This window comes from Marinomonas sp. FW-1 (assembly GCF_005222245.1).
In the GTDB taxonomy this organism is placed as follows: domain Bacteria; phylum Pseudomonadota; class Gammaproteobacteria; order Pseudomonadales; family Marinomonadaceae; genus Marinomonas; species Marinomonas alcarazii.
Map to the genome: position 1 here is coordinate 2779352 of NZ_CP025987.1, position 24233 is coordinate 2803584.

Annotated in this window: 25 protein-coding genes and 1 pseudogene; 11 read left to right on the forward strand and 15 right to left on the reverse strand. The window is 43.6% G+C overall.

What is annotated here, in order from left to right; all coding sequences use genetic code 11:
- Nucleotides 1–14 precede the first annotated feature (14 nt).
- Complete coding sequence (gene zigA / locus C1X04_RS12885; protein WP_137170168.1) at nt 15–1226, reverse strand: zinc metallochaperone GTPase ZigA; 1212 nt, start codon at nt 1224–1226, stop codon at nt 15–17.
- A gap of 332 nt (nt 1227–1558) precedes the next feature.
- Here zigA and C1X04_RS12890 point away from each other — a divergent pair, with 332 nt between their 5' ends.
- Nucleotides 1559–3181: a tyrosinase family protein gene (locus C1X04_RS12890; RefSeq protein WP_137170169.1), complete on the forward strand. Its 1623-nt coding sequence runs from the start codon at nt 1559–1561 to the stop codon at nt 3179–3181.
- A gap of 62 nt (nt 3182–3243) precedes the next feature.
- Here the strand turns inward: C1X04_RS12890 and C1X04_RS12895 are convergent, their stop codons facing one another.
- Nucleotides 3244–4101: a delta-class carbonic anhydrase gene (locus C1X04_RS12895; RefSeq protein WP_175404944.1), complete on the reverse strand. Its 858-nt coding sequence runs from the start codon at nt 4099–4101 to the stop codon at nt 3244–3246.
- Between the two features lie 284 nt (nt 4102–4385).
- On the opposite strand from C1X04_RS12895, the gene C1X04_RS12900 reads away from it, so the two are divergent.
- Both C1X04_RS12900 and C1X04_RS12905 read left to right on the forward strand, forming a co-directional pair.
- Nucleotides 4386–4856 (forward strand): Lrp/AsnC family transcriptional regulator, encoded by a 471-nt coding sequence (locus tag C1X04_RS12900; protein ID WP_137170170.1) that lies wholly within the window; start codon nt 4386–4388, stop codon nt 4854–4856.
- A gap of 47 nt (nt 4857–4903) precedes the next feature.
- Nucleotides 4904–6577, forward strand: coding sequence for an aminotransferase class V-fold PLP-dependent enzyme (locus C1X04_RS12905; protein ID WP_137170171.1), 1674 nt, complete (start codon nt 4904–4906; stop codon nt 6575–6577).
- Nucleotides 6578–6621: 44 nt separating this feature from the next.
- Here C1X04_RS12905 and C1X04_RS12910 read toward each other — a convergent pair whose 3' ends face one another.
- From C1X04_RS12910 to C1X04_RS18505, 3 genes and pseudogenes are all read right to left on the reverse strand, one after another.
- Nucleotides 6622–7089, reverse strand: a complete 468-nt coding sequence (locus C1X04_RS12910; RefSeq protein ID WP_137170172.1) for an MOSC domain-containing protein — start codon at nt 7087–7089, stop codon at nt 6622–6624.
- 55 nt (nt 7090–7144) lie between these two features.
- Nucleotides 7145–7597: a VOC family protein gene (locus C1X04_RS12915; protein ID WP_137170774.1), complete on the reverse strand. Its 453-nt coding sequence runs from the start codon at nt 7595–7597 to the stop codon at nt 7145–7147.
- Between the two features lie 6 nt (nt 7598–7603).
- Nucleotides 7604–7864, reverse strand: a pseudogene (locus C1X04_RS18505) (DUF6500 family protein); the annotation flags it as partial.
- An 86-nt stretch (nt 7865–7950) separates the two neighbouring features.
- Here C1X04_RS18505 and C1X04_RS12920 point away from each other — a divergent pair.
- The 4 genes from C1X04_RS12920 (at nt 7951) to bluB (ending at nt 11364) form a co-directional block, all read left to right on the forward strand.
- On the forward strand, nt 7951–8211 hold the full coding sequence (locus C1X04_RS12920) for a DUF4212 domain-containing protein (RefSeq protein WP_110573929.1): 261 nt from the start codon (nt 7951–7953) through the stop codon (nt 8209–8211).
- A 5-nt stretch (nt 8212–8216) separates the two neighbouring features.
- Nucleotides 8217–9983: a sodium:solute symporter family protein gene (locus tag C1X04_RS12925; protein ID WP_110573931.1), complete on the forward strand. Its 1767-nt coding sequence runs from the start codon at nt 8217–8219 to the stop codon at nt 9981–9983.
- Between the two features lie 99 nt (nt 9984–10082).
- Entirely contained in the window at nt 10083–10610 is a 528-nt protein-coding gene (locus C1X04_RS12930; protein WP_110573933.1) for a hypothetical protein, read from the forward strand.
- A 97-nt stretch (nt 10611–10707) separates the two neighbouring features.
- The gene (bluB, locus tag C1X04_RS12935; protein ID WP_137170173.1) at nt 10708–11364 is read left to right on the forward strand and encodes a 5,6-dimethylbenzimidazole synthase; all 657 of its coding nucleotides are present in this window, start codon (nt 10708–10710) and stop codon (nt 11362–11364) included.
- A gap of 51 nt (nt 11365–11415) precedes the next feature.
- On the opposite strand, the gene C1X04_RS12940 is transcribed toward bluB, so the two are convergent.
- Entirely contained in the window at nt 11416–12651 is a 1236-nt protein-coding gene (locus tag C1X04_RS12940) for an aminotransferase class V-fold PLP-dependent enzyme (RefSeq protein ID WP_137170174.1), read from the reverse strand.
- Nucleotides 12652–12909: 258 nt separating this feature from the next.
- Here C1X04_RS12940 and C1X04_RS12945 point away from each other — a divergent pair, with 258 nt between their 5' ends.
- From C1X04_RS12945 to C1X04_RS12955, 3 genes are all read left to right on the forward strand, one after another.
- Nucleotides 12910–13113 carry an RSP_7527 family protein gene (locus tag C1X04_RS12945; RefSeq protein ID WP_110573940.1) on the forward strand — a complete coding sequence of 68 codons (204 nt, stop codon included), beginning with the start codon at nt 12910–12912 and terminating at the stop codon, nt 13111–13113.
- 298 nt (nt 13114–13411) lie between these two features.
- Entirely contained in the window at nt 13412–13783 is a 372-nt protein-coding gene (locus C1X04_RS12950; protein WP_110573942.1) for a glutathione S-transferase N-terminal domain-containing protein, read from the forward strand.
- Between the two features lie 49 nt (nt 13784–13832).
- Entirely contained in the window at nt 13833–14297 is a 465-nt protein-coding gene (locus C1X04_RS12955; RefSeq protein WP_137170175.1) for a GNAT family N-acetyltransferase, read from the forward strand.
- On the opposite strand, the gene C1X04_RS12960 is transcribed toward C1X04_RS12955, so the two are convergent.
- The 4 genes from C1X04_RS12960 to C1X04_RS12975 all read right to left on the reverse strand — a co-directional run bounded on the left by C1X04_RS12960 (nt 14266) and on the right by C1X04_RS12975 (nt 17230).
- Nucleotides 14266–14889, reverse strand: a complete 624-nt coding sequence (locus tag C1X04_RS12960; protein WP_137170176.1) for a uracil-DNA glycosylase family protein — start codon at nt 14887–14889, stop codon at nt 14266–14268. The genes C1X04_RS12955 and C1X04_RS12960 overlap by 32 nt on opposite strands.
- 21 nt (nt 14890–14910) lie before the next feature.
- A complete protein-coding gene (locus tag C1X04_RS12965) occupies nt 14911–15753 on the reverse strand; it encodes a DUF6279 family lipoprotein (RefSeq protein ID WP_137170177.1) in 843 nt (280 codons plus the stop codon).
- Nucleotides 15754–15966: 213 nt separating this feature from the next.
- A complete protein-coding gene (locus C1X04_RS12970) occupies nt 15967–16449 on the reverse strand; it encodes a peptidylprolyl isomerase (RefSeq protein ID WP_110573950.1) in 483 nt (160 codons plus the stop codon).
- 418 nt (nt 16450–16867) lie between these two features.
- A complete protein-coding gene (locus tag C1X04_RS12975) occupies nt 16868–17230 on the reverse strand; it encodes a DOPA 4,5-dioxygenase family protein (protein WP_137170178.1) in 363 nt (120 codons plus the stop codon).
- 225 nt (nt 17231–17455) lie between these two features.
- Here C1X04_RS12975 and C1X04_RS12980 point away from each other — a divergent pair, with 225 nt between their 5' ends.
- On the forward strand, nt 17456–20914 hold the full coding sequence (locus C1X04_RS12980) for a PAS domain-containing hybrid sensor histidine kinase/response regulator (RefSeq protein ID WP_110573954.1): 3459 nt from the start codon (nt 17456–17458) through the stop codon (nt 20912–20914).
- A 6-nt stretch (nt 20915–20920) separates the two neighbouring features.
- Here C1X04_RS12980 and C1X04_RS12985 read toward each other — a convergent pair whose 3' ends face one another.
- From C1X04_RS12985 to C1X04_RS13005, 5 genes are all read right to left on the reverse strand, one after another.
- Nucleotides 20921–21550, reverse strand: coding sequence for a TetR family transcriptional regulator C-terminal domain-containing protein (locus tag C1X04_RS12985; protein WP_110573956.1), 630 nt, complete (start codon nt 21548–21550; stop codon nt 20921–20923).
- Between the two features lie 197 nt (nt 21551–21747).
- Nucleotides 21748–22116 carry a DUF2750 domain-containing protein gene (locus C1X04_RS12990; RefSeq protein WP_110573958.1) on the reverse strand — a complete coding sequence of 123 codons (369 nt, stop codon included), beginning with the start codon at nt 22114–22116 and terminating at the stop codon, nt 21748–21750.
- A gap of 14 nt (nt 22117–22130) precedes the next feature.
- Nucleotides 22131–22820: a pseudouridine synthase gene (locus C1X04_RS12995; RefSeq protein WP_137170179.1), complete on the reverse strand. Its 690-nt coding sequence runs from the start codon at nt 22818–22820 to the stop codon at nt 22131–22133.
- Nucleotides 22821–22846: 26 nt separating this feature from the next.
- A complete protein-coding gene (locus tag C1X04_RS13000) occupies nt 22847–23377 on the reverse strand; it encodes a GNAT family N-acetyltransferase (protein WP_110573962.1) in 531 nt (176 codons plus the stop codon).
- Nucleotides 23378–23526: 149 nt separating this feature from the next.
- Nucleotides 23527–24147: a YitT family protein gene (locus C1X04_RS13005; protein ID WP_137170180.1), complete on the reverse strand. Its 621-nt coding sequence runs from the start codon at nt 24145–24147 to the stop codon at nt 23527–23529.
- Between the last annotated feature and the right edge of the window lie 86 nt (nt 24148–24233).

Here is a 24233-nt window from a genome sequence, read left to right on the forward strand (position 1 = left end):
AATACACTAGGAGACTAAGCGACCTCACCCCATTCTGGGAAAGGATCAGGCAAAGCAGCCCAGGCATTTTTTCCAGCCAGTAGCTCTTGGTCGCTTAATAAGCAGCGGTCTAATGCTTCTATTACAGCCTCTTTATTCAAGTTCTGACCAATAAACACCAGCTCTTGTCGCATATCTCCAAAAGGTTCGACCCATTGCTCTGCTATCGACTCAAGGTATTCTGGGTCTTGTGGCCACTTATCTTTAGGAACGGCTTTCCAAAACATGCCAGCAAAACCATAATGCGCGATACCACCGGCTTGGCTCCATTGGCCAGCAAACTCTGGGCGGGTCGCTAGCCAGAAAAAGCCTTTTGACCGTAGCAATTTTCCATACGCTTCTGTTCCATGAAGAAAATCATAAAAGCGCTGAGGATGAAAAGGTCGTCGAGCCAAATAGGAGAAGCTGCCAATGCCATATTCTTCCGTTTCTGGCACATGCTCACCACGCATTTCTTTTAGCCAACCCGCCGCTTGTTGCGCTTTTTCAAAGCTAAATTTACCTGTGCCTAGCAAGCGTTTAGGCTCTATTTTGCCTTGATGAATAGGAATAATTTCCGCTTCTGTATTAAAGCTACGCAGGATGGATTCAAGCTGTCGTAACTCCGCCTCATTCACCAAATCGGTTTTACTGATCAAGATAACATCAGCAAACTCGACTTGATCGATCAATAAATCCGCCACGCTGCGTTCATCCTCTTCACCAAGAGACTCCCCCGTTTCCTGCAGCGAGATAGCAGCGTCATAGTCTTTCATGAAATTCACGGCGTCAACGACAGTTACCATGGTATCAAGGCGAGCAATATCCGATAAACTCACACCGTCTTCGTCGGCAAAAGTAAAGGTTTCCGCAACGGGCAAGGGCTCGGAAATACCGGTTGATTCAATAACCAAATAGTCAAAGCTATTGTCTTCGGCAAGCTTTCTAACCTCAATCAACAAGTCTTCTCGCAACGTGCAGCAGATGCAGCCATTGCTCATTTCAACGAGCTTTTCCTCGCTACGATTTAGCGACACTTCTTGTTTAATGGTCGCCGCATCAATGTTTATTTCACTCATATCATTCACAATCACCGCGACTCTCAAGCCATCACGATTATTGAGTATATGGCTTAAAACGGTCGTTTTTCCCGCGCCTAAAAAACCAGATAATACCGTCACCGGCAATTTGCTCTGCATATCTGCCATGCCTTTTCCCTCATAAATTTAGTGTTATGTTATAACATTAACACAAACCAAGATAGGCATAAAGTCATGGCCTCAGAGATTGATAATGGCCATCGTGAGGATATGCTATTTTCTGGATGGTTATATTAGGCAGCCCTAAGCCTTATCCAATTTGACACCAACATATCTTACAGCGGCGTGAACTAGACTGATTTGAAAGAAAAAATTAGCAGCTATGTTAAGAGCAATTAAACTAATACTTGTGGGCTTAAAAATCCCTGCTAACATCTATATCAGGCTATCTAAGCAACAAGGAAGCCTAACTAATCACCAATTACTTCAAGGAAGATTCAATGACTAACATCACTCGAAGAGATTTTATTTTAGCATCAACAACAGCATTAGCTGGCTCTGCAATACCACCAGTATTTGCCAGTGAAAGCAGTAAATATGTCCGCTACAATGTAACTACTCCAGAAGGGCAAGAGATGCTTAAAAGTTATATAAAAGGCATCAAGGTAATGCTTAGTTTGCCAGCAGACCATCCAAACAATTGGTTTAGGAACGCCTTTATTCATATGATGGATTGCCCCCATGGAAATTGGTGGTTTTATGTTTGGCACCGTGCCTACATAGGCTATTTTGAAGAGACGATCAGGAAGTTTAGTGGTAACGACAATTTTACATTACCATTTTGGGACTGGACAGAAACTCCTGAAATACCATCCACTATGTTCGATAGTGTACTTAGCCCTACAGCCAAAGAATATCTACCCTATACAGAGAACTTAGCTGTATTTACAGACTTTATTAAACCTGAACTTTCTAATTATTGGAAAACTCTTACCCCGTCACAAAGAAAACAACAAGCTGAACGTGGTTACAATACATTTGAAGATCTATGGAATAGCGTTGTAGGCATAAATGACGGCCAAGGTATCGCCGGAGACATGGCTTATGTAAACACTCTAGGCGCTCGATTTCTGTCAAAAGGCAACCCTTATCTTGACCCGAAAACAAGGTTTGATGTTTCACCACTCGTTGTCGGTGCAGGTATTGTATTACCCACTACATTTTATGAAGAAAATAACTATATGAGCTTTGCTAGTTCTAAAACAAAATCTCATACAGTGTCGCCTAATAGCGCAACCAAGTTCTCAATTCTAGAAGGCTTTCCACATAACAAGGTGCATAACTGTATCGGTGGTGTATCTCATACTGATCCAGGCCCATATGGGAATATGACAAATTTCCTTTCTCCCGTTGATCCTATTTTCTTCTTACATCACGCGAATATGGACCGTTTATGGGATGTGTGGTCAAGAAAGCAAAAAGCAAATGGACTTCCAGATCTTCCTAACGGCAGTGATTTACTTAATTATGTTCAGCAACGCTTTGAGTTTTTTGTAGACAGTAACGGCAAGCACGTTGGCCCTAAAGAGGCTGGTGACTTTCTGAGCACCAACATATTCCACTATAAATATGCTGATGGCTTCGGAGAAAAGTTTGTCAAACCTTACAAAAATCATACTACCAGAAGTACCATTTCGACCGTGGTTGCTAAAGTTCAGAACAATATAGCAACAGCAGCTATTTCTAATGATGATATAAAATCCCACTTAAACGAAAACAGTCAGCTCATTGCTGAAATAGTAATACCACGGTCGAATAATTCCTCAAGCTCAAGAGAATATGATGTAATCGTAAATGCACCAGACCACATTACTCAAGTAGATGCTGATAGTCCTTATTACGCTGGAACTATTGCCTTCTTTGGCCCTAAGATGAAACACATGAATATGTCACATGACACAGTTTTTCAAGTGCCACTTCATAAAAAGTTGCAGGCTTTCACTCAAATGGGGCAAGGTAATACAACAAGTTTCAATATAAGAGTTGTACCAAGTAATACAACACAGCATTCTTCTGTACCAATATTAAAAGCAATTAACATTCAATCTGTTAAGCTTCCATAAACGGAATAAAACTGGGCAGAATAAATATTATTCTGCCCAGTTTTTCATTTCTAAAATGACATTTAATCAATCTTTGACAACAAATCTGGATTGGTTATTAGATTTCTCACACCATGAGCGTGATCTTCTTTATAGATGTTTTCGCTATCGCACCAGTCCCCTACTGAATGAATATCAACCTTCGTCACTCTGGGTCGAACATTCCATGTCACTTCAAAAGGTGAGGCTTTTTCATTGTAGTCTGGGCCTGTTGTGGAGCCTGCATAAGTAACAGGATCACCAGTATCACTAGGAATCCCCGTTGCTTGATACAAGCCATCTCTTACATCATGAGATGCCAAAGTATTAAAATTTAATGCCTTATCATCATTAACCACGACATACACTTGAGCCTCTACTCGCAACTGTGGCATGGCTTCACCCTTCACAACACAGGCGGATAAAGTTGGTCCAGGTTCAACTTCAGCACTGGAATACACATAGTGCACTTCGATAGTATCACCGGGAAAAAGCTCACTATGCTTCCCTTTACAAATCGCGCCAGCTTTAACAGGTTCCAATTCTCTTTGGCTTAACTTACCCGAATAGACATAACCTGTTTGAAACCCTTTTCCATCGCCATTGCCAGCATACTGAGTAAACTCTCCGCCCTTGTGCTCGGCATTTTTGTGAAAATGAATATTACACAGATTCATCTTGTTCGATGCTGGCGCTGGCGCGAACGTTTGTAGGTTACGACCAAAGATCCTATCAATATCCCGTGGAGATTGTGGCCCTACATTCAACCCTGCTGTGTTTTTCTGTAAGGCTTGGCGCTGTCTTAGAATTTCTTCATCTGACACAGCCCCTTGGTTCGCGGCAAAGGCCAAACCTGATACTAAAGCTAAACCAACACCACCAATAACATTCATCACTTTCATACCTATCCTTAAATGGAAATCCCTACAACATTGTTTAACGCAATGTTGAGACTACAAAGCCCAGAGAACATTCCACACAAACCTTGCATTGCTATTTTTTTGCACTTAGCCCCGTTTTATTTACTTTCCCCTTAAATAATTGGCATTTAAACGCCATTTTTTCGCGCCAAATAAAAAACGCAATTCCACTATTCAGCACAATGCAAGAATGAGATTGCAGAAGAGAAGAAAAAACACGACAATTAGAAATATATTTCTAAAAAAACCAATAAAAAGAGAACAAAATGCACTTAGATGACATAGATTTGCAACTACTTGCCTTAATTCAAAGTAATGATAGTATTTCCACAGAGTCTATGGCCCAGCAAGTTGGCTTATCCAAAACCCCTTGCTGGCGACGGGTTCAAAAGCTAGAAAATGCAGGCTTTATCAAGCGCCGTGTCGCTCTGTTAGACGCAGATAAACTTGGCCTTGGCGTGTCCGTTTTTGTACAAGTGAAAACCAATCAGCACGATGCAAACTGGGCAGAAGAATTTGCTCACGTTGTGGCGCAATTCCCTGAAGTCGTGGAGTTTTACCGCATGGCTGGGGAGTACGATTATTTATTGCGAGTGCTGGTCAAAGACATCCCTGCGTATGACAAATTTTATAAACGATTAATTAGTGCCACCGCATTAACCGACGTCACCTCTAACTTCGCTATGGAACAGATCAAGTGGACAACTCAGTTGCCCTTACCTAGTCCAACAGAGTGAACGGCAGTAGATTGATTAATGCGGTAAGCCAAGAAAAGGAAACCGCCATGTCTATTGCTGTCGCAGAAAAAAGCGTCAAACCAAACACAAAAGAGCTGTCTAATGAAGAGGTTCTACTTGCCCGTATTCGCGACGGCATCATAGGCAAGGACACGCAAATTGATACACCATTTGGCGCAAGAACCCTCACCTACGCCGACTACACAGCATCGGGTCGTAGCCTAGATTTTATTGAGGACGCCATTCGTCAACATGTGCTGCCGCTTTATGCCAACACGCATACCGAAGCCAATGCCACCGGCCAACAGACAACCACGTTTCGTGAACAAGCTCGCCAACAAATACGAGAAGCCGTCAATGCATCAACAGAGGACTTAGTCGTATTCTGCGGCAGCGGTGCCACCAGCGCGATCAATACCTTAATTAGCCAATTAGGCTTACGCAAACTTAGCACGGAAGAAAAGTCCCAGACGACAGTATTCATTGGGCCTTATGAACATCACTCCAACGAATTACCTTGGAGAGAGTTAGGAATTGAAGTGATTCGAATTCCCGAATCAGAAAGTGGCGATGTATGCTTAGTCACCTTAGAAAAGCAATTACAGGCAAACAAGAATAAGCGCCTTATTGGTAGCTTCAGTGCCGCATCGAACGTCACTGGAATTTTGTGTGACCAAGATGCCATCACAGCCTTGCTACATCGTTATAACGCCTTGGCTTTTTGGGACTTCGCGGCTGCTGCACCTTACGTCACGCTGGATATGAATCCAAGTTCAGACCCAACCCTTGCCAAAGATGCCATGTTTTTTTCCACCCATAAATTTATCGGTGGTCCTGGCACGCCGGGAATTCTCGTCGTCAAAAAAGCCATTATCGCCAATCAAACACCCAGTCATGTTGGCGGTGGCACCGTATCTTTTGTGACCCCAGAAGATCATACCTTCTTGCCTGTTGGTGAACGTAGAGAAGAAGGCGGCACTCCAAGCATCATTGAATCTATTCGTGCTGGATTAGTGTTCCAGCTGAAACAAGCCGTTGGCGAAAAAATCATCGAAGCACGCGAGCACGAGCTTGTGCAATTGATCGACAAACATTGGCATAATCACCCGAACATCGAACGTCTTGGACACGCTGATGCCGCACGCTTATCCATTACCGCGTTTCGCATCAAAACCGAATTAGGCTATTTACACCATGGATTTGTCACCGCGTTATTAAATGACTTATTTGGTATTCAAGTCCGCGGCGGTTGTTCCTGCGCTGGACCCTATGGGCACCAGCTTTTAGGCATAGACAAAACGGAATCAGAGCGCATTCAGCTGGCATTGAAAAAAGGCGAGAAGCTAGTAAAACCAGGTTGGGTTCGCTTCAACTTGAACTATTTCTTAGACGATGCGGAAGCGGTATTTATTCTGGATGCAATCAGTTTTGTGGCAAAACACGGCACAACTCTCTTACCGTATTACGCTTATGATCAGACTTCAGACTTATGGCGCTTCCAAGGGCAGTCAAACACGCCTAAATCACTTGCAAACTTGCTTTGGCAGCAACCAACAGCGCAACAAAAGCCAAGCTCGACACCAGACAGAAGTCACTACCTAACCCAAGCAGAAGAGATAGTTCAAAATTGCTTGGCAGGAAAATACACTCCGCAACCACAACCCTTCAATCAAGAGTTTAGTGATATTAAGCGTTTTGTATTGGCTGAGGATTTTGCCTAACCAGAACGGACCGAAGATCATTAATGGAAGGATCCAGAAAAGGGCTATTTAGCGCTTTTCTGGATCAAATTAAACTGCATTCCAGTTCGTAAGATACCTGTGCTCAACACATTGGCTCTTAAACCACCACGGTGTAGCCAAGCTCTCACTACTTGTGGTGAAGAGATAGAGTCATTCGCCAATGATTTTCCTAATGAGTCACAGGGCTCACACAATTCGACACCATAGAAGCGGACATCGCCAATAGAGAATTCTTGTCCAACTAACTGGTTCAGTCGCACGCCTTGGGTAACAATGTTTCTTCTGGTCGCTGAAAGACTAATACTCTGCCCAAAATTAGCGTTAAACGCCGCAATCTCTTCGCTTTCAACAAAGGTGATATTTGGGCCATCTAAGCCCTTTTTCCCATAATACCTGTCGCCTACGATACCTTTACCAGCGTCCACTTTGACGGCATCAATTCCCATCTGAGATTGTTTAGACTTTTTCGATACGAAAATTGCTTGAATCACCCTTTGTCTCCTAAACAAGTCTTTCGCTGTTTGATCGGACTAACATGGTACAGATTTAATTTAGCCACTCCAATCCGTCATAGGGTTTAACTTTTAAAGAATCAAGACGCGTAGCAAGGGAACCAGAATGCAATTCTAATTTATGACCGTCTGGGTCTTTAATGTACAAGGAATCGCCTTCGCTGCTGTTAGATTGCCACTGTCTCACAGCCTGAAAAGCCGTTTTTAGTTGAATTTGAGTCATAGCGTCTGAATCATAAGTAAACGCAAAATGCGTGTAATCCTGACAAGGCTTAACGTCGCCCAAGGTTAAACACAGCCAACAATTTTGATATGACAAATACGCACCGGTTTTCCAGCGCACCTCTCCCTTAAACCCTAGCAGACCACAATAAAATTCAATTGATGCGTCAAGATTAGACACACTTAAGGTCAGATGGTTAAAGCCATTATGCTGGACGATGGGCGATGACTGGAAAGCCGAAGTATCATCTAATGAGGCTACCATGGCGTAGATCTTAGTGGCTTTTTCAAAGTGATTTAGTTGATGCTCTTCTATCCACCAGCGCGCAACCGCCATTAAAGTAATAGGGTCATGGTTTTTATTCGCAAAAAATGCATAAAAAGAGACTTGAACACCGTCGCCTTTTTGTTTGATTTTGTCAGCACATACCGAGAGAATCTTCTGCTTAATTTCTGTATTCAACGTTTTTCTTTCCTTTTTTAAGGCTCTCTCGCACGAATCTCGTATAGAGCACTTCCAATATAAAATCACACTATGCGACTAAAGTCTGACTTCTTATCCATCGACTGCCTGCTAAATTAACAAGGCGTATAAAAATAATTATAAGGAGATCTACCATGTCAGATCATAACAATAATGCAGAAAAATACTGGCAAGCAAACCTAAGGCTGATACTAGGCAGCTTGGTGGTTTGGGCGCTAGCCTCATATGGCTGCGCTATCCTACTTCGTCCCATGCTCTCAGGCATCATGATCGGAGGCGCTGATTTAGGCTTCTGGTTCGCTCAGCAAGGTTCCATTCTTGTATTCATCGTTTTGACTTTCTTCTACGCTTGGAGAATGAACAAGCTTGATGAAGAATTTGGCCTTCAGGAGTAAGTCGCATGGATCAGTTTACTATAAATTTGCTTTTCGTCGGTGGCTCCTTTGCGCTTTACTTCGGTATCGCTATCTGGGCTCGCGCTGGCTCAACAAAAGAATTCTATGTCGCAGGTGGCGGTGTACATCCGGTTTTAAACGGTATGGCAACGGCAGCAGACTGGATGTCAGCAGCCTCCTTTATCTCTATGGCCGGCTTAATCGCCGCAGGTGGTTACGCTAACTCAACCTATTTGATGGGTTGGACTGGTGGTTACGTATTGCTTGCAATGCTCTTAGCCCCTTACTTACGTAAGTTTGGTAAATTTACCGTGCCAGATTTCATTGGTGATCGCTTCTACAGCAACACGGCGCGTTTAGTTGCCGTTGCCTGTTTGATCATTGCTTCTGTTACGTACGTTATCGGTCAAATGACTGGTGCGGGGGTTGCCTTCTCACGCTTCCTAGAAGTCGATAACAACACTGGTCTTATCATTGCAGCTATTGTTGTATTCTTCTATGCAGTATTGGGTGGTATGAAAGGTATCACTTATACTCAGGTTGCACAGTACGTTGTATTGATCATTGCCTACACTATCCCAGCTGTTTTCATCTCCTTACAGCTGACAGATACGTTTATTCCTGCTATCGGCCTTTTCTCTAACCATACTGAATCTGGTATTCCACTGTTACAAAAATTGGATGAAGTGGTTCGCGAACTTGGCTTTACCGATTACACAGCGGATGTAGACAACAAACTGAACATGGTTCTGTTTACCTTATCCTTGATGATAGGTACTGCAGGTCTGCCACACGTTATCATTCGTTTCTTCACAGTGCCTAAAGTAGCTGACGCTCGTTGGTCTGCTGGCTGGGCATTAGTATTCATTGCCTTATTGTACCTAACAGCTCCTGCTGTTGCGTCTATGGCTCGCTTGAACCTAATGACCACTATCTATCCTTCTGGCCCAACAGAAGCCCCAATTGAGTACGCTGAGCGTCCTGATTGGGTACAAACTTGGGAAACCACTGGATTGATCAAGTTTGAAGATAAAAATGGTGACGGTCGTGTTCAATTCTACAACGATGTGCCTGCTTTCCAAGAAGAAGCAACAGCACGTGGTTGGGAAGGCAACGAGCTTGTGGTTAACCGAGACATTCTTGTATTGGCAAACCCAGAGATCGCCAACTTACCTGGTTGGGTTATTGGTCTGATCGCCGCTGGTGGTCTTGCTGCCGCCTTGTCGACAGCTGCAGGTTTACTATTGGCCATTTCATCCGCAGTAAGTCATGACTTAATAAAAGGCTCAATCAATCCAAACATCAGTGATAAGGGCGAACTACTGGTCGCCAGGATATCGATGTTTGTCGCCATAATCGTTGCAACCTATCTAGGTATGAATCCACCCGGATTCGCAGCGCAGGTAGTAGCACTGGCATTCGGTATCGCCGCAGCGTCTATCTTCCCAGCGCTTATGATGGGTATCTTCTCTAAACGCGTAAACAGTACTGGTGCAGTTGCGGGCATGCTAGCTGGCTTGATTGCTACCTTGGTTTATATCTTCCTATTCCTTGGTTGGTTCTTCATTCCAGGTACGGCGTCTTTCGCCAACACGCCAGACAACTGGTTGTTCGGTATTTCACCATTGTCATTCGGTGCCATTGGTGCGCTCATTAACTTTGTGGTTGCGTTCACTGTCTCTTCAATGACAGCACCACCACCAAAAGAAATCCAAGACCTTGTTGAAAGCGTTCGTTACCCTCAAGGTGCTGGCGGTGCAATTGACCATTAAGGTTTAAACACAGCACTTGCTATCAAGTGGGCCTCACTTCTTTGTGAGGCCCACTTTCCCTATAATAAGAATCCACACAAATTCAAAAAGAGAATACTTATGTTTTGGGAACTTATTGCTACCGTTTTTGCAGGTATTGGCGGCGCTGGTATTGCTCTGTTGTTAAGAAAAATAACCAAGCAAACTGCCCCTAAATGGCTGGTTCCTGTGTTTGCTGGCGTTGCCATGCTTGGCTTCCAAATTCAGGGTGAATACGACTGGTATGAACATCAAGCCAGCCTGCTACCTGAAGGCGTTGTCGTTGTGAAAACAGTTCAAGAGGAAGCGCCATGGCGCCCTTGGAGTTATGTTTTCCCACAAACAATGCGTTTTATCGCGGCTGATGTCGCAAACTCAGCAAAGAACAAAATTGACCCTAACCTTGTGTTAGTCGATTTGTACTTTTTTGAGCGTCGTCACATGGCGAAGCGTGTGCCACAAATTATCGATTGCTTGCAAGGCGCCAGAGCCGATTTCACTCAATCGTTCAGTGCATCAAATAGCTCAAACGCGGAATCTCAGCCAACATGGCACCCTATTGAAAGCGACAACCTATTACTAAAAGCCGTTTGTGACAACCAAGCATAAATGCATAACGCACACATTAACTCGAGTTTTACTCATTGGCTTAAATACACTCCACACCTCATAATGTCGGCTTTTACAATGCCAAAAGTCGATCATTATGAACATCTCTCCAGAAGAGCGTGACGCGGTTTACAAAACCATTTTTTCTCGTCGTGATGTCCGTCGAGAATTTAAACCCGACCCCATACCACACGATGTGTTAGAACGCGTGTTACTCGCAGCTCACCATGCTCCAAGTGTTGGTTTTATGCAGCCTTGGGACTTCATTCTTGTCTCCAAGCGCGAATCCAAAACACAAATCAAACAAGGCTTCTTACAAGCGCACGCAGAAGCAGCTGAACTGTTTGAAGGTGAGCGCAAAGAACAATACAAAAGCTTCAAACTAGAAGGTATTGAAGAAGCGCCACTGGGTATTTGTGTAACCTGCGACCGAAGCCGAACAGGTTCCGTTGTGTTAGGACGAACCGCCAAACCAGAAATGGATTTATTCAGTTCGGTTTGCGCTGTGCAAAACCTATGGTTAGCCGCGAGAGCAGAAAATCTGGGTGTTGGTTGGGTTAGTATTGTTCATGACAAAGTCATACGAGACACGCTTAACATACCTGAATCCATCGATATCATTGCCTATTTATGCGTGGGCTATGTGGAAGAATTTCATGACACACCAGACCTAGAAAGAGCGGGCTGGCTACCAAGACGAGACGCTAGCTCTGCGATTCACTATGAATCTTGGCCAGAGTCATCAAAAAAATAACCAGAACTGAACCTGCGATACGGCAGACATTATGTCTGCCTTTCTCAATAGTTATGCAAGCGCTTTGTCTAAAGCCTCAATCAACTGATTCATCTCTTCTTCACTTGTGTAATGAACAAATGATAAGCGAACCACACCGGTATCTGGATCTACCCCCATGGCGTCTAACAAGCGCACTGCGTAGAAATGCCCCGCCCCACAAATAATCCCCTGATCAACAAGCTTCTGGGCAAATTGCTGAGGCGTTTGACCTATCGGAATAACAGACACTGTTGCCGCTTTCTTGGCAGGATCGGCCGTTCCAAGCAATCGAAGCTTCGGATGGTGATCAACATAGCGCAATAACGTTGCCAAAAGCGATTGTTCGGCTTCATGCATCAAAGCTCGCACACGCTGCGCTTTTTCACTGACAGAGTTTGTCTCGTCAAAGTGGTGATCATGCAACGCATCAAAGTAATCCAATACTCCTCGACTTGCTGCTACTTGGGCATGGTCTGGCCCTGCTGGAACAAACCATTTTTGACGATAAGCGTTGTTAAAATAATGTGCCTGATTGCCTAGTTTGTCAGCCACAGCATCACGAATCACCATAGCCCCAAGATGGGTTCCGTAGGCTTTATAAAGCGAGAATAAATAAATGTCAGCGCCAAGTGCATCCACATCTGGCAAACCGTGACCAGCAAAAGAAACACCGTCTACGACCGTTGTCACATTCGCCGCTTTGGCTCGTGCACAAATCTCCGCCACAGGGTTCACTTCTGCCACAATATTCGAGCAATGAGTGAAAGCTAAAAGCTTGGTGCGCTCAGAGAGCAGAGATTCTAAAGCGTCAGTATCTAACGAACCCGTCTTGGCATCGACCTGCCATTCCTTAATCACAACACCACGAGATTCCAGCGCACGCCAGACACCTATGTTGGCTTCATGATCTTGATTAGTCACCACAACCTCATCACCGGCTTTTAAAATTTTGCCAAAGGCTTGCGCCAGCACATAAGTATTCTGAGACGTAGAAGGTCCAAGATGCACCTCACTGGTATCGACATTTAGATAAGACGCCAAACGTTCATATGCCAGATCCATCTGAGCTCCGGCTTTTTGCGCCGCTGGATGAAGATGATAAGGCTGTAATTTCGTCTCTCGATAATATTGACCCAAATGATCAATCACAGCTTGGCAGGCATACGACCCACCAGCATTATCAAAAAAAGCCTGACCAGCCAAAGAAGGCTCTTTAAACGCTGGGAACTGAGAGCGAACAAACGCTAAATCTAAACTAGGTGCCATCACTTTATCTCCATATTAAAAGCTATTAACAGCCTTTATTAATCACACATTACCTTAGGCGTAGCCAAACAACATAGCAGCCCTATCACTGTCTGGGAATAGGCTGACAACCAGTCCAAAACTCATTGTTTAGTTTTTTTCATCTATGGCTGTATTTTTTATCGTTTGTCTTATTTACACAGAGTTCCTACCATATAAGCATCAAAACAAAGTTTGTTTTGGCTATCTTTTAAACCATAGATACATAAGGATTAGATTATGAAAAACACTCAAACTATTAGTGAACTTCTAGAAAACGTTAACACTGCATATTTAACTGATGCTGAAAAATATGAAGCAATGGCTCGTGCTGAACGCGCTGAATACATCGTTGCTAGTTTGTCTTCTGCTGTTCAAGCGGTTAAAAAAGCAGTACTAAAATTGAAAACGACGTTCGTATCTTCTTCAGCTCAACACGCTTAATAAAACAAAAAGTCGACCTTTTTGGGTAAGCATCCACTTTTATAAGTAGATATTTTGGCTTACACCAACAGACTTTTTGAACAGGAAATGGCGCTAGAATAAAAACATAAAGCGCTTCCCTGCTCACCCTTCTCTTTGTATATCCTTTTCTAACTGCATAAACACTGTCTTTTACTTTTTCGCCGTCATACGTCGAAATACGATTTAATAAGACAATTTACTTCTCATAAGACTATCACTTAACCATTATGCGCTTTAGCGTTAGAATATTGCCACTTTCAACAGGGCAAAAAGCAGCATGAAACTATTTATTAAACTTATCCGAAATTTATTGGGCCTCATCATTGCAACACTGGATGTTTTAACACGAGGAACAAAGCTCAAGCGATCACCAGAAAAGCAGCAGCAAGTAAATGACGAAGCTGCCAATTTAGCGCTTTATCAGTTTTTTGCTTGTCCATTCTGCATTAAAACACGTCGTGCTATATATAAGCTGAACCTTCCTATTGAAAAGCGCAATGCGCAAGAAGGCTCACCGCATCGCGAAGACTTGTTACAAGGTGGAGGAAAAATAAAGGTGCCATGTCTACGCATAGATCAAGACGGCAAAACCGAATGGCTGTACGAATCCTCTGAGATCATTAAATACTTAGAAAAACGTTTTGCTTAACCACAGACACATTAAGTTCTCTCATTAAGAAAAGCGCATAGGAATCAATATGATCTGGCACTGTCAGCCGTTTAATGAACTAACCAGTCACACTTTGTATGCGATACTCAAGCTTCGCATCGATGTCTTTGTCGTTGAGCAAAATTGTGTTTTTCCCGATTTGGATGATGTGGACACCCTGCCGGATACTCGACACCTTTACGCTCTTAAAGACAATAAAGTCGTGGCGTATGCTCGACTGCTGGCCAAAGATGTTTCTTACTCTGGCTACACCAGTATAGGTCGAGTCGTTGTTGCAAAGGAAAGCCGTAAAGATAAAATCGGCCATGTACTTATGACAAATGCGGTTAAAGAAACCCTTAACCTATGGCCAGACAGCCCGATTAAAATTGGCGCTCAATCTCATCTTGAACGCTTTTACCAATCTCACGGGTTTACCACAGTCTCCGAACCTTACATGGAAGATGGCATAGAACATTACCTCATGACGAGGACGACTGACGTAAAGCGTTAACTCGCGATTTTAGCTCTGGTAAAACCTCTGCTTCAAACCAAGAGTTTTGCTTGAGCCAGCGATTATTCCTTGGGCTTGGGTGAGGCAATACCAACTTGCCTTGCTCCAGCCAATAACGCCACTGCCTCACCTGTTCTGTCACGTTTCCGGACTGACCTAAATGATACGTTTGCGCATAAGCGCCAAGAATAATCGTAAGTTCAATATTCGTCAGCTGGCTTAGTACAGCCTCTCGCCATTTACCTGCGCATTCAGGGCGTGGTGGTAAATCACCAGATTTCTTTCCTGCTGACGGGCCACTTTTATGGACACTATTGCCTGGAAAGCAAAAGCCCATAGGAACAATCGCCACTTGCTGCTCATCGTAAAATTCATCAGCAGATAGCCCTAGCCAATCTCGTAAGCGCTCGCCACTTAAATCATCAAAGGGACGACCAATATCATGGGTCTTTTGACCTGGTGCTTGCCCGGCAATTAAAAGCCTAGCATCCGGGTGGATTTGTAAAATGGGTTTAGGGGGATAAGGTAAAACGTCCGCACAATGCTGACAGCGCAAAATATCTTGTTTGAGTGTGATAAAGGCATCCGCCATGGTTTTTTATCCGTTATAGAATTAATCTGAAATCAAATCCTCAATCAAATTAATCCAATCTTCAAGCGCATCATCGAGCTTCAACTTTTGCTTTTCAGTAAAGGTAAGATTGAGGTCTGCCAACATACGCGCATACAAACTTGCGTTATGATCTAAACTGGCTTGATATGAAACGGTTTTATACTGGTCTGGGTTACGGATAAGATCGGTAAGTCGCAGCGTAAACTCAACGCTATCTCGATTCGAAAAAATGTCTCTTAGCGCATTTTGTAAGCGTGAGTGATAAGCAGTTTGCTCCGTCGATATGGAGATAAATGTCGGCACATATTGCTTGATAATATTTGTCTGCTGTTCACTTAGCTTACCCACATTATCTTCCATGAATTCAACTAAGCGCTCTTCTCGGCGCATTAGTCGCTCTGACTCTGTTCGTTTATCTGACTCAGACTGGCGTTCTTGTCTTTTCTTATGCCACGCAGACAAGAAATCTTCTACTTGCTCTGTAGATAATGTTTGCGCAATATCAGCCAACTCTGGCGCAATTTTCGTCCGAAAGCGATTTAAATGTTGCTGCGCTTCAGCGAACTCTCTCAACCATTGTTCTTCAGTGAGAGCACCAGACTCTAGTTTGGCTCTTAGGTTGTGAAGCTGGGTTTGATACTTTTCAAGTTCTGTCGAACGATGCCAGCTATGCCACGAAGCAATACGCTCGTCCAACGCGGCTTCTTGATCCGACGATAAATCTATGTAGTCGTCGACATACCAATAGAGCAACCAATCAAGATTGTTGTAGGCGAAGGAAGAGGAACAAGCGCTCAAAATAAAGCTAAACAATAGTACGATAGATAACTTAGCTTTTTTCATTGGCGATCCCGTTCCTTAAGTCACGTAATATAAATCGATTTTATATCTACCCTTTACGAAAACAGCAAACAATCGGATTACAATAATAAAGGTAACAAAGAATTTACACGATGATAACGTCTTCTTCAGTGTGTCTTATCCATAAAAAAGCGACTTCTGACAAACAAGTCAGAAGTCGCTTAGTGGATACTTTGCTATTTCTAAGAAATAGGCTTAGTGGTGATGACCGCCTTCACCGTGAACATGTCCGTGCTCTAGTTCTTCTTCAGAAGCAGCACGTACGTCGATGATTTCAACATCAAAGCTCAATGTTTTACCAGCTAGAGGATGGTTGCCATCTAGCATAACGCCATCTTCTTCAACGGCGATAACCGTTACTGGCTGTTGACCACCTGGAGTCTGAGCCATAAATTGCATGCCAACTTGGATCTCATCAACACCTTGGAAATTTTCTGTTGGTACTTTTTGGATCAATTCTTGATGAACTGCACCGTAGCCATCTTCAGGCGCAACAGAAACGGCAAGCTTGTCACCAGCCACTTTACCTTGAAGCGCTTTGTCTAGACCATCAATGATGTTTTGCGCGCCACTTAGGAACACTAAAGGCTCTTGACCAACAGAAGAGTCAAGCTCTTGGCCTTGTTCATCAGTTAGTGTGTAGTGCATGCTAACAACGGCGTTTTCTGTAATTTGCATTGTATTCTCCTAATGAGTAAATAATTAATAATGAGGGAACGAGAGCTTGATACAAGCAAATCTTACATTTCAACAATAAGCGTTACACCGCCACAACACGAACCCAAACAATAGTTTGTAGCATTATGATAACGTCCCATAAGCCCAATAACTACCATGTAAGCGTAGAAGTTTGGTACGTTCGATGATTTTTAAAGGGATGTTTGACAAAAAAATTAAAAAAAAGACAAAAAAATTAAAAAAAAGACAAAAAAAGCCAAGCTGATCAAATTTGAAACACAATTTAATCAACAAGCTCTCCCTACAATTGAAAAACAGATTGCGTTTTCATAATGGAAAAACCGAGCGAAGTATAAAACTTTTTCGCCCCATCGCAGGTTTCAGTCTTGTAAATCAGCTAATCAGATTACGTAAAAACTCATTCACTCGGGGACATGAACTGAGAAATATCAAGTTCATATGATTTCCCTAACCAGCTAACACCCTGCGTATGATCCACGTACTCATCCCCAGTAATCGGATGCACAAAAACATCTAATGACTGACGATTTAACATTAACCACGGAATGATCTTACCGAACGTCTCAGCAGTGAATGAAAGCTGACAGCTCCAAACTGGGTGTGGGCCAACGGGTTTCTGATGGAAACGCCCAACACGAATATCGAACAGTTCACTAGCTTGCTCAGCCACCTGTTTAGCGATTTCAACGCCCGCTTCGTCTTGGTAATAAAGATGAGCATGGAACGCTTTGATGCTCTTGTATGAAGGAAGTGTGCTCATTTTTTACTCCAAGCCTTATGGTATATATCGTTAATTTCTTAATGTTAATTCTAGCATTAGTCAGCCATTCATTAGAGCTTGTTGGAGTAAAAGCAGTATTTCTAGATCAGAAACAATGCTCCCATACATTACGCTACCTTAGTCGTAGAGGATTCTTTAAGAAGCTGTGTTACATTTAATTGATACAACCATAATCTTTCAGCCTATATTCAGGTATCGAATTAAATGACTGTTTTCTGGATTCTGTTAGCTATCCTTTATGTTCTAGGCCTATTCTGGATCGCTATTTGGGGCGATAAAGAAAGTCCAGCGGCCAAAAAGCTGACTCGCCATCCCTTGGTCTACAGCCTCTCTCTGGCTATTTATTGTACGGCATGGACATTCTACGGAGCGATTGGTGAAGCCTCGCGCTCAGGTTGGAGCTATCTGCCTATTTTACTCGGGCCCATTCTTTTATATTTGTTTGCCTTCCCAATGCTGCGAAAAATGATCACAGTAAGCCGCAAGCAAAACATCACTTCCATTGCAGATTTCATTTCTTCTCGTTATGGCAAACGGCCAATGACAGCCCCTTTGGTCATACTAATTAGTATGCTTGCTATCATTCCTTATATTGCCTTACAGCTTAAAGCCATCGGGTCAAATTTTGCCTTATTTGTCAATCAAGACGAATCATCAACGGGTTTTGTCGTATTGGTCGCAACGATTCTGATTGGCATATTTGCGATGCTATTTGGTACGCGTAAAGTTGAAGTGACGGAATATCGCTCAGGTATGATGCTCGCCATAGGAACAGAGTCGTTATTCAAGCTTATTGCGATTGTGGCCGTTGGCCTAGTCGCTATATTAATGACGCAAGAAATTTCATTCGATGAAATGCGTCAGAATGTCGATTTCAGAGTATGGAACCCTGAGCAGTTTTTGTCATTTCCATTTCTGATGCAAACCTTTATGTCGGCGGCTGCCGTCATCTGTTTGCCACGTCAATTCCATGTCACGGTGGTGGACCACCAAAATGATAAACAGTCCAATACTGCACGCTGGCTATTCCCTCTTTATCTATTGATTTTTGCTGCCATCATTCCACCCATCGCCATCGCTGGACAAAGCCTATTTTCCGCCGATGTTAATCCAGACACCTACGTTATTCAGTTCGCCTTAGTCTCTGACAATCTTCCGCTACAAATGCTGATTTTTCTTGGCGGAATGTCAGCCACAACAGCCATGATCATTATTGCCGCCTTTGCCCTGAGCATCATGATCAGCAACGATGTGATCTTACCTCTCATGTTGGCGCGCGCCAGCGCTCAGCAACAAGCATTACCACTTTATCGGCGTCGAATATTAATGATCCGGCGCTTGGCGATGATTGGGATCTTAGCCTTGTCTTTTTTGTACTACCAGAACATGGCGAATGCCGAGTCATTAGCCAGCACAGGCATACTGGCCTTCTCACTCGTTTTGCAACTTATGCCTGCTGTACTTGGCGGTTTATATTGGAAACGCGCCCATGCCCATGGCGTTTATGCGGGGCTAACACTCGGGTTTTTATCTTGGATGTTACTCATGATGCTGCCTCTCACTGGCAACATGGATTGGACTCTGTACAGTGCGCAATCGCGTTCTGAGCTGATCAGCTACGGGGCTTTTATCAGCCTTATTGCTAACATTTTTGGTTACATTACCGGCTCTTTATTATCGACAGAGCGCCTGATTGACCGCATTCAAGCAACAGCCTTTGTGAGCCCGACAACCGAGCTAGAAAAAGGCTTCTTTAAACCGAAAAGCAAAGCAACTAACGGTGATTTTTTTGTTCTACTGCAAACCTTTTTGGGCAAACAAAAATGCCAGCAAGTCTTATCCAGTTTCGAACAAGATTACAACCAGACTCTGCCAAACAATGCCTCGCCAAACCGTCTATTTGTCGACTATTGCGAACGAATTCTTGGTGGCGTATTAGGCGGTTCGTCAGCGCGCACCATTATTAATTCCATCTTGGTTGATAAACAAATCAAAGTAGAAGAAATGGTGACTTACCTGGATGAAACCACCCAAGCCATTCAGTTCAGTCAAAACCTCTTATTTGTCTCCATGGATAATTTAGACCAAGGCATCAGCGTGGTGGATAAAGACCTACGGATAGTCGCTTGGAACAAAACCTATTTGTCGCTTTACCCCTATCCAGAGGGAATGCTAAAGGTCGGACTGCCTGTAGAAGAACTGATTCGCTTTAATGCTGAGCGTGGTGAATGCGGTGTTGGCGAAATTGAAGAGCTGGTTAGCAAACGATTAGAGCATCTAAGAAAAGGCACAACACACCGCTTTTTACGCCGTCGTGCCAGTGGTCGCGTCATCGAAATGGTGGGTAATCCGCTTCCTGACGGCGGCTTTGTGACCAGTTTTACGGATGTCACCGAGCACATTGAAAGTCAGCAAGCACTCAAAGAAGCCAACATTGATTTAGAAAAGCGCGTTGAAGCTCGTACAGAAGAAGTGCAAGGCGTTAACAATGAATTGATGCAAGAAATTGAACGTCGTAATCAAGCAGAAAAAGCACTAATTAGTGCCAAAGCTGAAGCCGAAAAAGCCAATGCCTCAAAGACCGAGTTCCTTGCTCTTGCTAGCCACGATATTCTGCAGCCATTAAACGCAGCCAAACTTTACATGGGAATTTTACAGTCCAGCCAACTACCTGATGATACAAGCCAAGTTATTGGTAAATTATCCGATTCCTTAGAATCGACAGAAGCCCTTATTTCAACCTTGTTGGAAATCGCTCGGCTGGACCAAGGCGCCATTCAACCCAAGCTGATCGACTGCTGCTTACAGGATATTTTAGCGCCTATTATCGCCGAATTCGGTGTCATTGCAGAAAGCAAAAATCTAAAGCTGACCACGCGTTTACGTCCATTCAGAGTTCACACAGACCCCATTTATTTGCGTCGTATTATCCAAAATTTCGTCTCTAATGCCGTTAAATACACCCAGCAAGGTAGAGTCCTCTTAAGTGTCCGCCCTAAAGATGGCGTGGTCTATCTACAAGTATGGGACACCGGTGTTGGTATTCCAGATTCTGAGCAAAAGAAAATATTTGATGATTTCTATCGCTGGGAAAACACCCAAGAGCCTGGAATGGGGTTAGGGCTAGGATTAGTACGCCGTATGCAAAAGCAATTGGGCTTGGCGACAAAAATTCATTCTACTCCAGGGCGTGGGAGCTGCTTCAGCATTGGTATACCTTTAGCAAAAAGTGATCACATTGTCGGCCTAGCAACACAACAAAAAACAAACATCGAGACTGAAAATTTGGCGCATTGTTATATTTGGTGTATCGACGATGAGAAGAACAATCTAATGGCGATGAACACACTTCTCACCCATTGGCAGTGTGATTGTAGAACCTTTAATCGTTTCCAAGATGCGTTAGACGCTGAAGGCGAGGCAGAATTGCTGTTAGTGGATTATCACCTTGATGATAATAAAGACGGCTTGTCGCTAATCAAAGCTCTGAGAGCGCGAGCAGGAAAATCCATACCAGCGGTTTTGATCACAGCACTACGAGACCCCGAACTGGTCGAGCAGTGTAATCAACTCAATATTACCTACATGGCAAAACCAGCAAAGCCCGCAAAATTACGGGCTTTGGTACAACATATTCACAAACTGAGGGAAGCAGCCGAATAATAGAACTTAGCTTTCAGTAGGCAATGTAAGGCCACAACCCGCTAGAATAATACCGCTAACGGTATCACCAATACGATGTAGATCTTCTTCGCCCAGTGATTCTATACCACTTAGTGCCAAAACCTGCGCTTCAAAGTCTGCATAATGTTGTGTCGTTGACCAAATCATATAAATCACGCTAGCAGGATCGCATTGGCGCATCTTGCCTGCATCCATCCAACCTTGCAGCAACTCGGTACGAGATTTAAACCAAGGCCTAAGTTCTTCTTTGAGGTAATCGCCAATATGCAATGCACCGCCAATCACCTCCATCGCAAACAACCGCGAGGTACCTGGATTATCAAAACTTTGCTTTAGTTTCACTCGTATAAAACTGTCTAAGACCACAGCCGGATCATCATCTAAGGTGGCACGATCAAATAGGTCGTTCCAACCCATCAGTGTTTGATCAAGTACCTGCTTGTATAAATTGGCTTTGGACTGAAAATAATAAATGATATTGGGTTTCGGTAAGCCTGCTCGCTCAGCAATATGCTGCAAACTTGCGCCATTGTATCCTTTCAAGCCGAATTCCGTTTCAGCGGCCTCTAAGATTTTGACAAAGACTTCTTCACGGTGGTTTTGACGTTTGCTCATGGGGGAGTTGAGTCCTTATTTGTATTTTTACAAACAACACTGGAGCAAGACATAACCCCCTTCCAACCTCTCCTTTGATCAGGGGAGGAGCAAGCCAGATTTGGTCCCCGCCCTTACGTGTTTGAACGGGCAGTTAGGACGAGATTATTGTCTTTAAGCAACCAGCAGCCTTTGCAAAAGGCGTTATTTCTATCGTATTAAGCCAATAAATCCGTTAACTCTTGTGCTGTAGATAACTTACCTTCGTCTTCAATATTTGGAAAAACAGCGACGGTAATATTGTCTAAGGCAAGGCTTGGTAACCACTCAGCTTTAAATGTCTCCAAGGATACAGACACAGGTTCGCAGTCATCCCAATCTTCTATCGCCCACTGACTAGCAAATTCCGCATCAGGCCAAACCATCACGCAATCGCCCTCATCGGTTTCAACCATGACAAAGCCTTCTTCGTTGCTTAGGCTCCAAACCACTTCTGTGGCTTTTGCTTGTTCAATAAAATACGCTAAACGCTCACTATCCGGTGCGATTAACAACTGGACGCGTTCATCCATCGATAATTCTTTCATTATGTTATCTCTTATTAAAAGTAAGCGACTTCTTCTTCAGTCAATTGACGGAACTCACCTGCCTCTAGGTCGGCATCCAACATCAGTGGACCGATTTGATCGCGATGAAGCTCTTCTACTTTATTACCAACCGCTGCTAACATGCGTTTCACCTGATGGTATTTACCTTCTTGGATCGTCAGATATATATCGCATTCGCTAATCCGCTCCGCAACGGCTGGTAACGTTGGCTGTGATTCGCCATGCAACATCACGCCTTCTTCCAACTGCTTCAAATCTGCGTCACTAATTGGGTCCGCTAACATCATACGATAGCGTTTGTTACAAGCATTACGTGGTGACGTAATACGATGTAGCCATTGGCCATCCGTAGTAAGCAAGAGTAAGCCGGTTGTGTCTTTGTCTAGACGACCAACAATTTTCAACTCTTGCCCTAGGTGAGAAGGCAAAAGATCCAACACCGTTGGATGATCAGGATCCTGAGTTGCACAAACGTAGCCAGCTGGCTTATACAACAAATAGTACCCTTCAGATGGCCATGCCAAAAGGGTGTCATCTAGGCAAACTTTATCCCCTTCTTGTACGGTGTAATTGGCTTTCTTAACCACTTCACCGTTTACAGTAACACGGCCTTTTGATGCCGCAATTTTCGCGGCCTTACGTGCCAATTCAGTCACGTGGGATATATAAAAATCAAGTCTCAAGGGAATCGCCTATGGCTTTGTTTAAATTAAGAGAATACTTCGTGAGTGGTTTCAATTTCTTTGTAGAAAAACGTGGCATTATGCAGCATACCGCTTGCACTGCGCGTGTAACCAGGTACTTCACCAAACGGAATATAGCCCATATTGACATACATGTCGTGAGCAATATCATCGCTCCTTACTTCCAATATTAGCAGTTGCCTTTGCATTGCTGCAGCAACGCGCTCTACCCCTTGCATAAGGGTGCTTCCTAAACCGTTTTCTCGTGCTTGCGTATGAACCATCAGCTTTTCCACATCACAACGATGCAGAGCATTCGCTTTTGGAGACATAGCAATCTGTACACTTCCAACGACTTTGTCGTCTTCACGAACCAGCAAAACTTGTCGAGCATTGGCTTGCAGATCGTCGTTCACGAGTTGCCAATACGCCTTTGCTTCCGATTCGCTCATTGGTGGTAAAAAGCCAATTGGCGCACCTGAATCCACAGCATCACACAAGAGTTCAACAAGATCATCCAGATAGGGGTTAAGGTTGTCTACTTTAAGTAATTCCAAACGCTTTTCCTCGCACTTTTGATTAAGGTAATAATACCTGAGCGCAGCTCTGTTAGGAAACGCCTGCCAGCCTGTTCAACGTTAAGACATAAAAAAAGACGAGCTAAGTCGTCTTTTTACTGTTTTTCATCATGCGCTGTTCGCTATGACTACACATTCCCCATGTAACGGCCAGGCTTATGATTCACTGCAATGATCATATTTAATGCAACAGCACCAACAACCGAGATAAGAATTAACGTGTAATCCACAATAAATACAGACAGCAATACAATCATGCAATCAACCGCCATCTGGAATTTACCCATGGAGATACCATATTTTTCAGCCAAATAACGGGCAAGAATATTCAAACCACCAAGACTTGCGTTATGACGGAACAACATCAAAAAGCCCACACCCATCAGAAAGCCACCAGCGATACTGGCGTACAGTGGATTCACTTCATTGAAGTTAACTAGCATTGGGGTCACATCAGCAAACACTGACAAACTAAACACAGAAAGGAAAGTTTTGATGGTGAACTCCCAACCAAAGTGCATAATCGCTAAAGCATAAAATGGCAGGTTGATTAAGAAAAATGCCTGTCCAAAACTCAAAGGCGTTGCATACTTCATAAGAAAAGCCAATCCTGCAGAGCCACCCGTCAGCAGGCCACTATGAGTATAAAGATTCACGCCCAGCGCGATGATCATAGTGCCAAGAAGGACAGCTTGGACATCTTCAAGGCGCGTATGTTTTTTCACGATTGGTTGCTCGGCAGTTGACATGATTTTCTCACTGAATAAATGGTTAAGATTGATAGGCGTGGATTCTAGAGAAAAAAATACCCTAGACCAATATCTGACACTTAAAC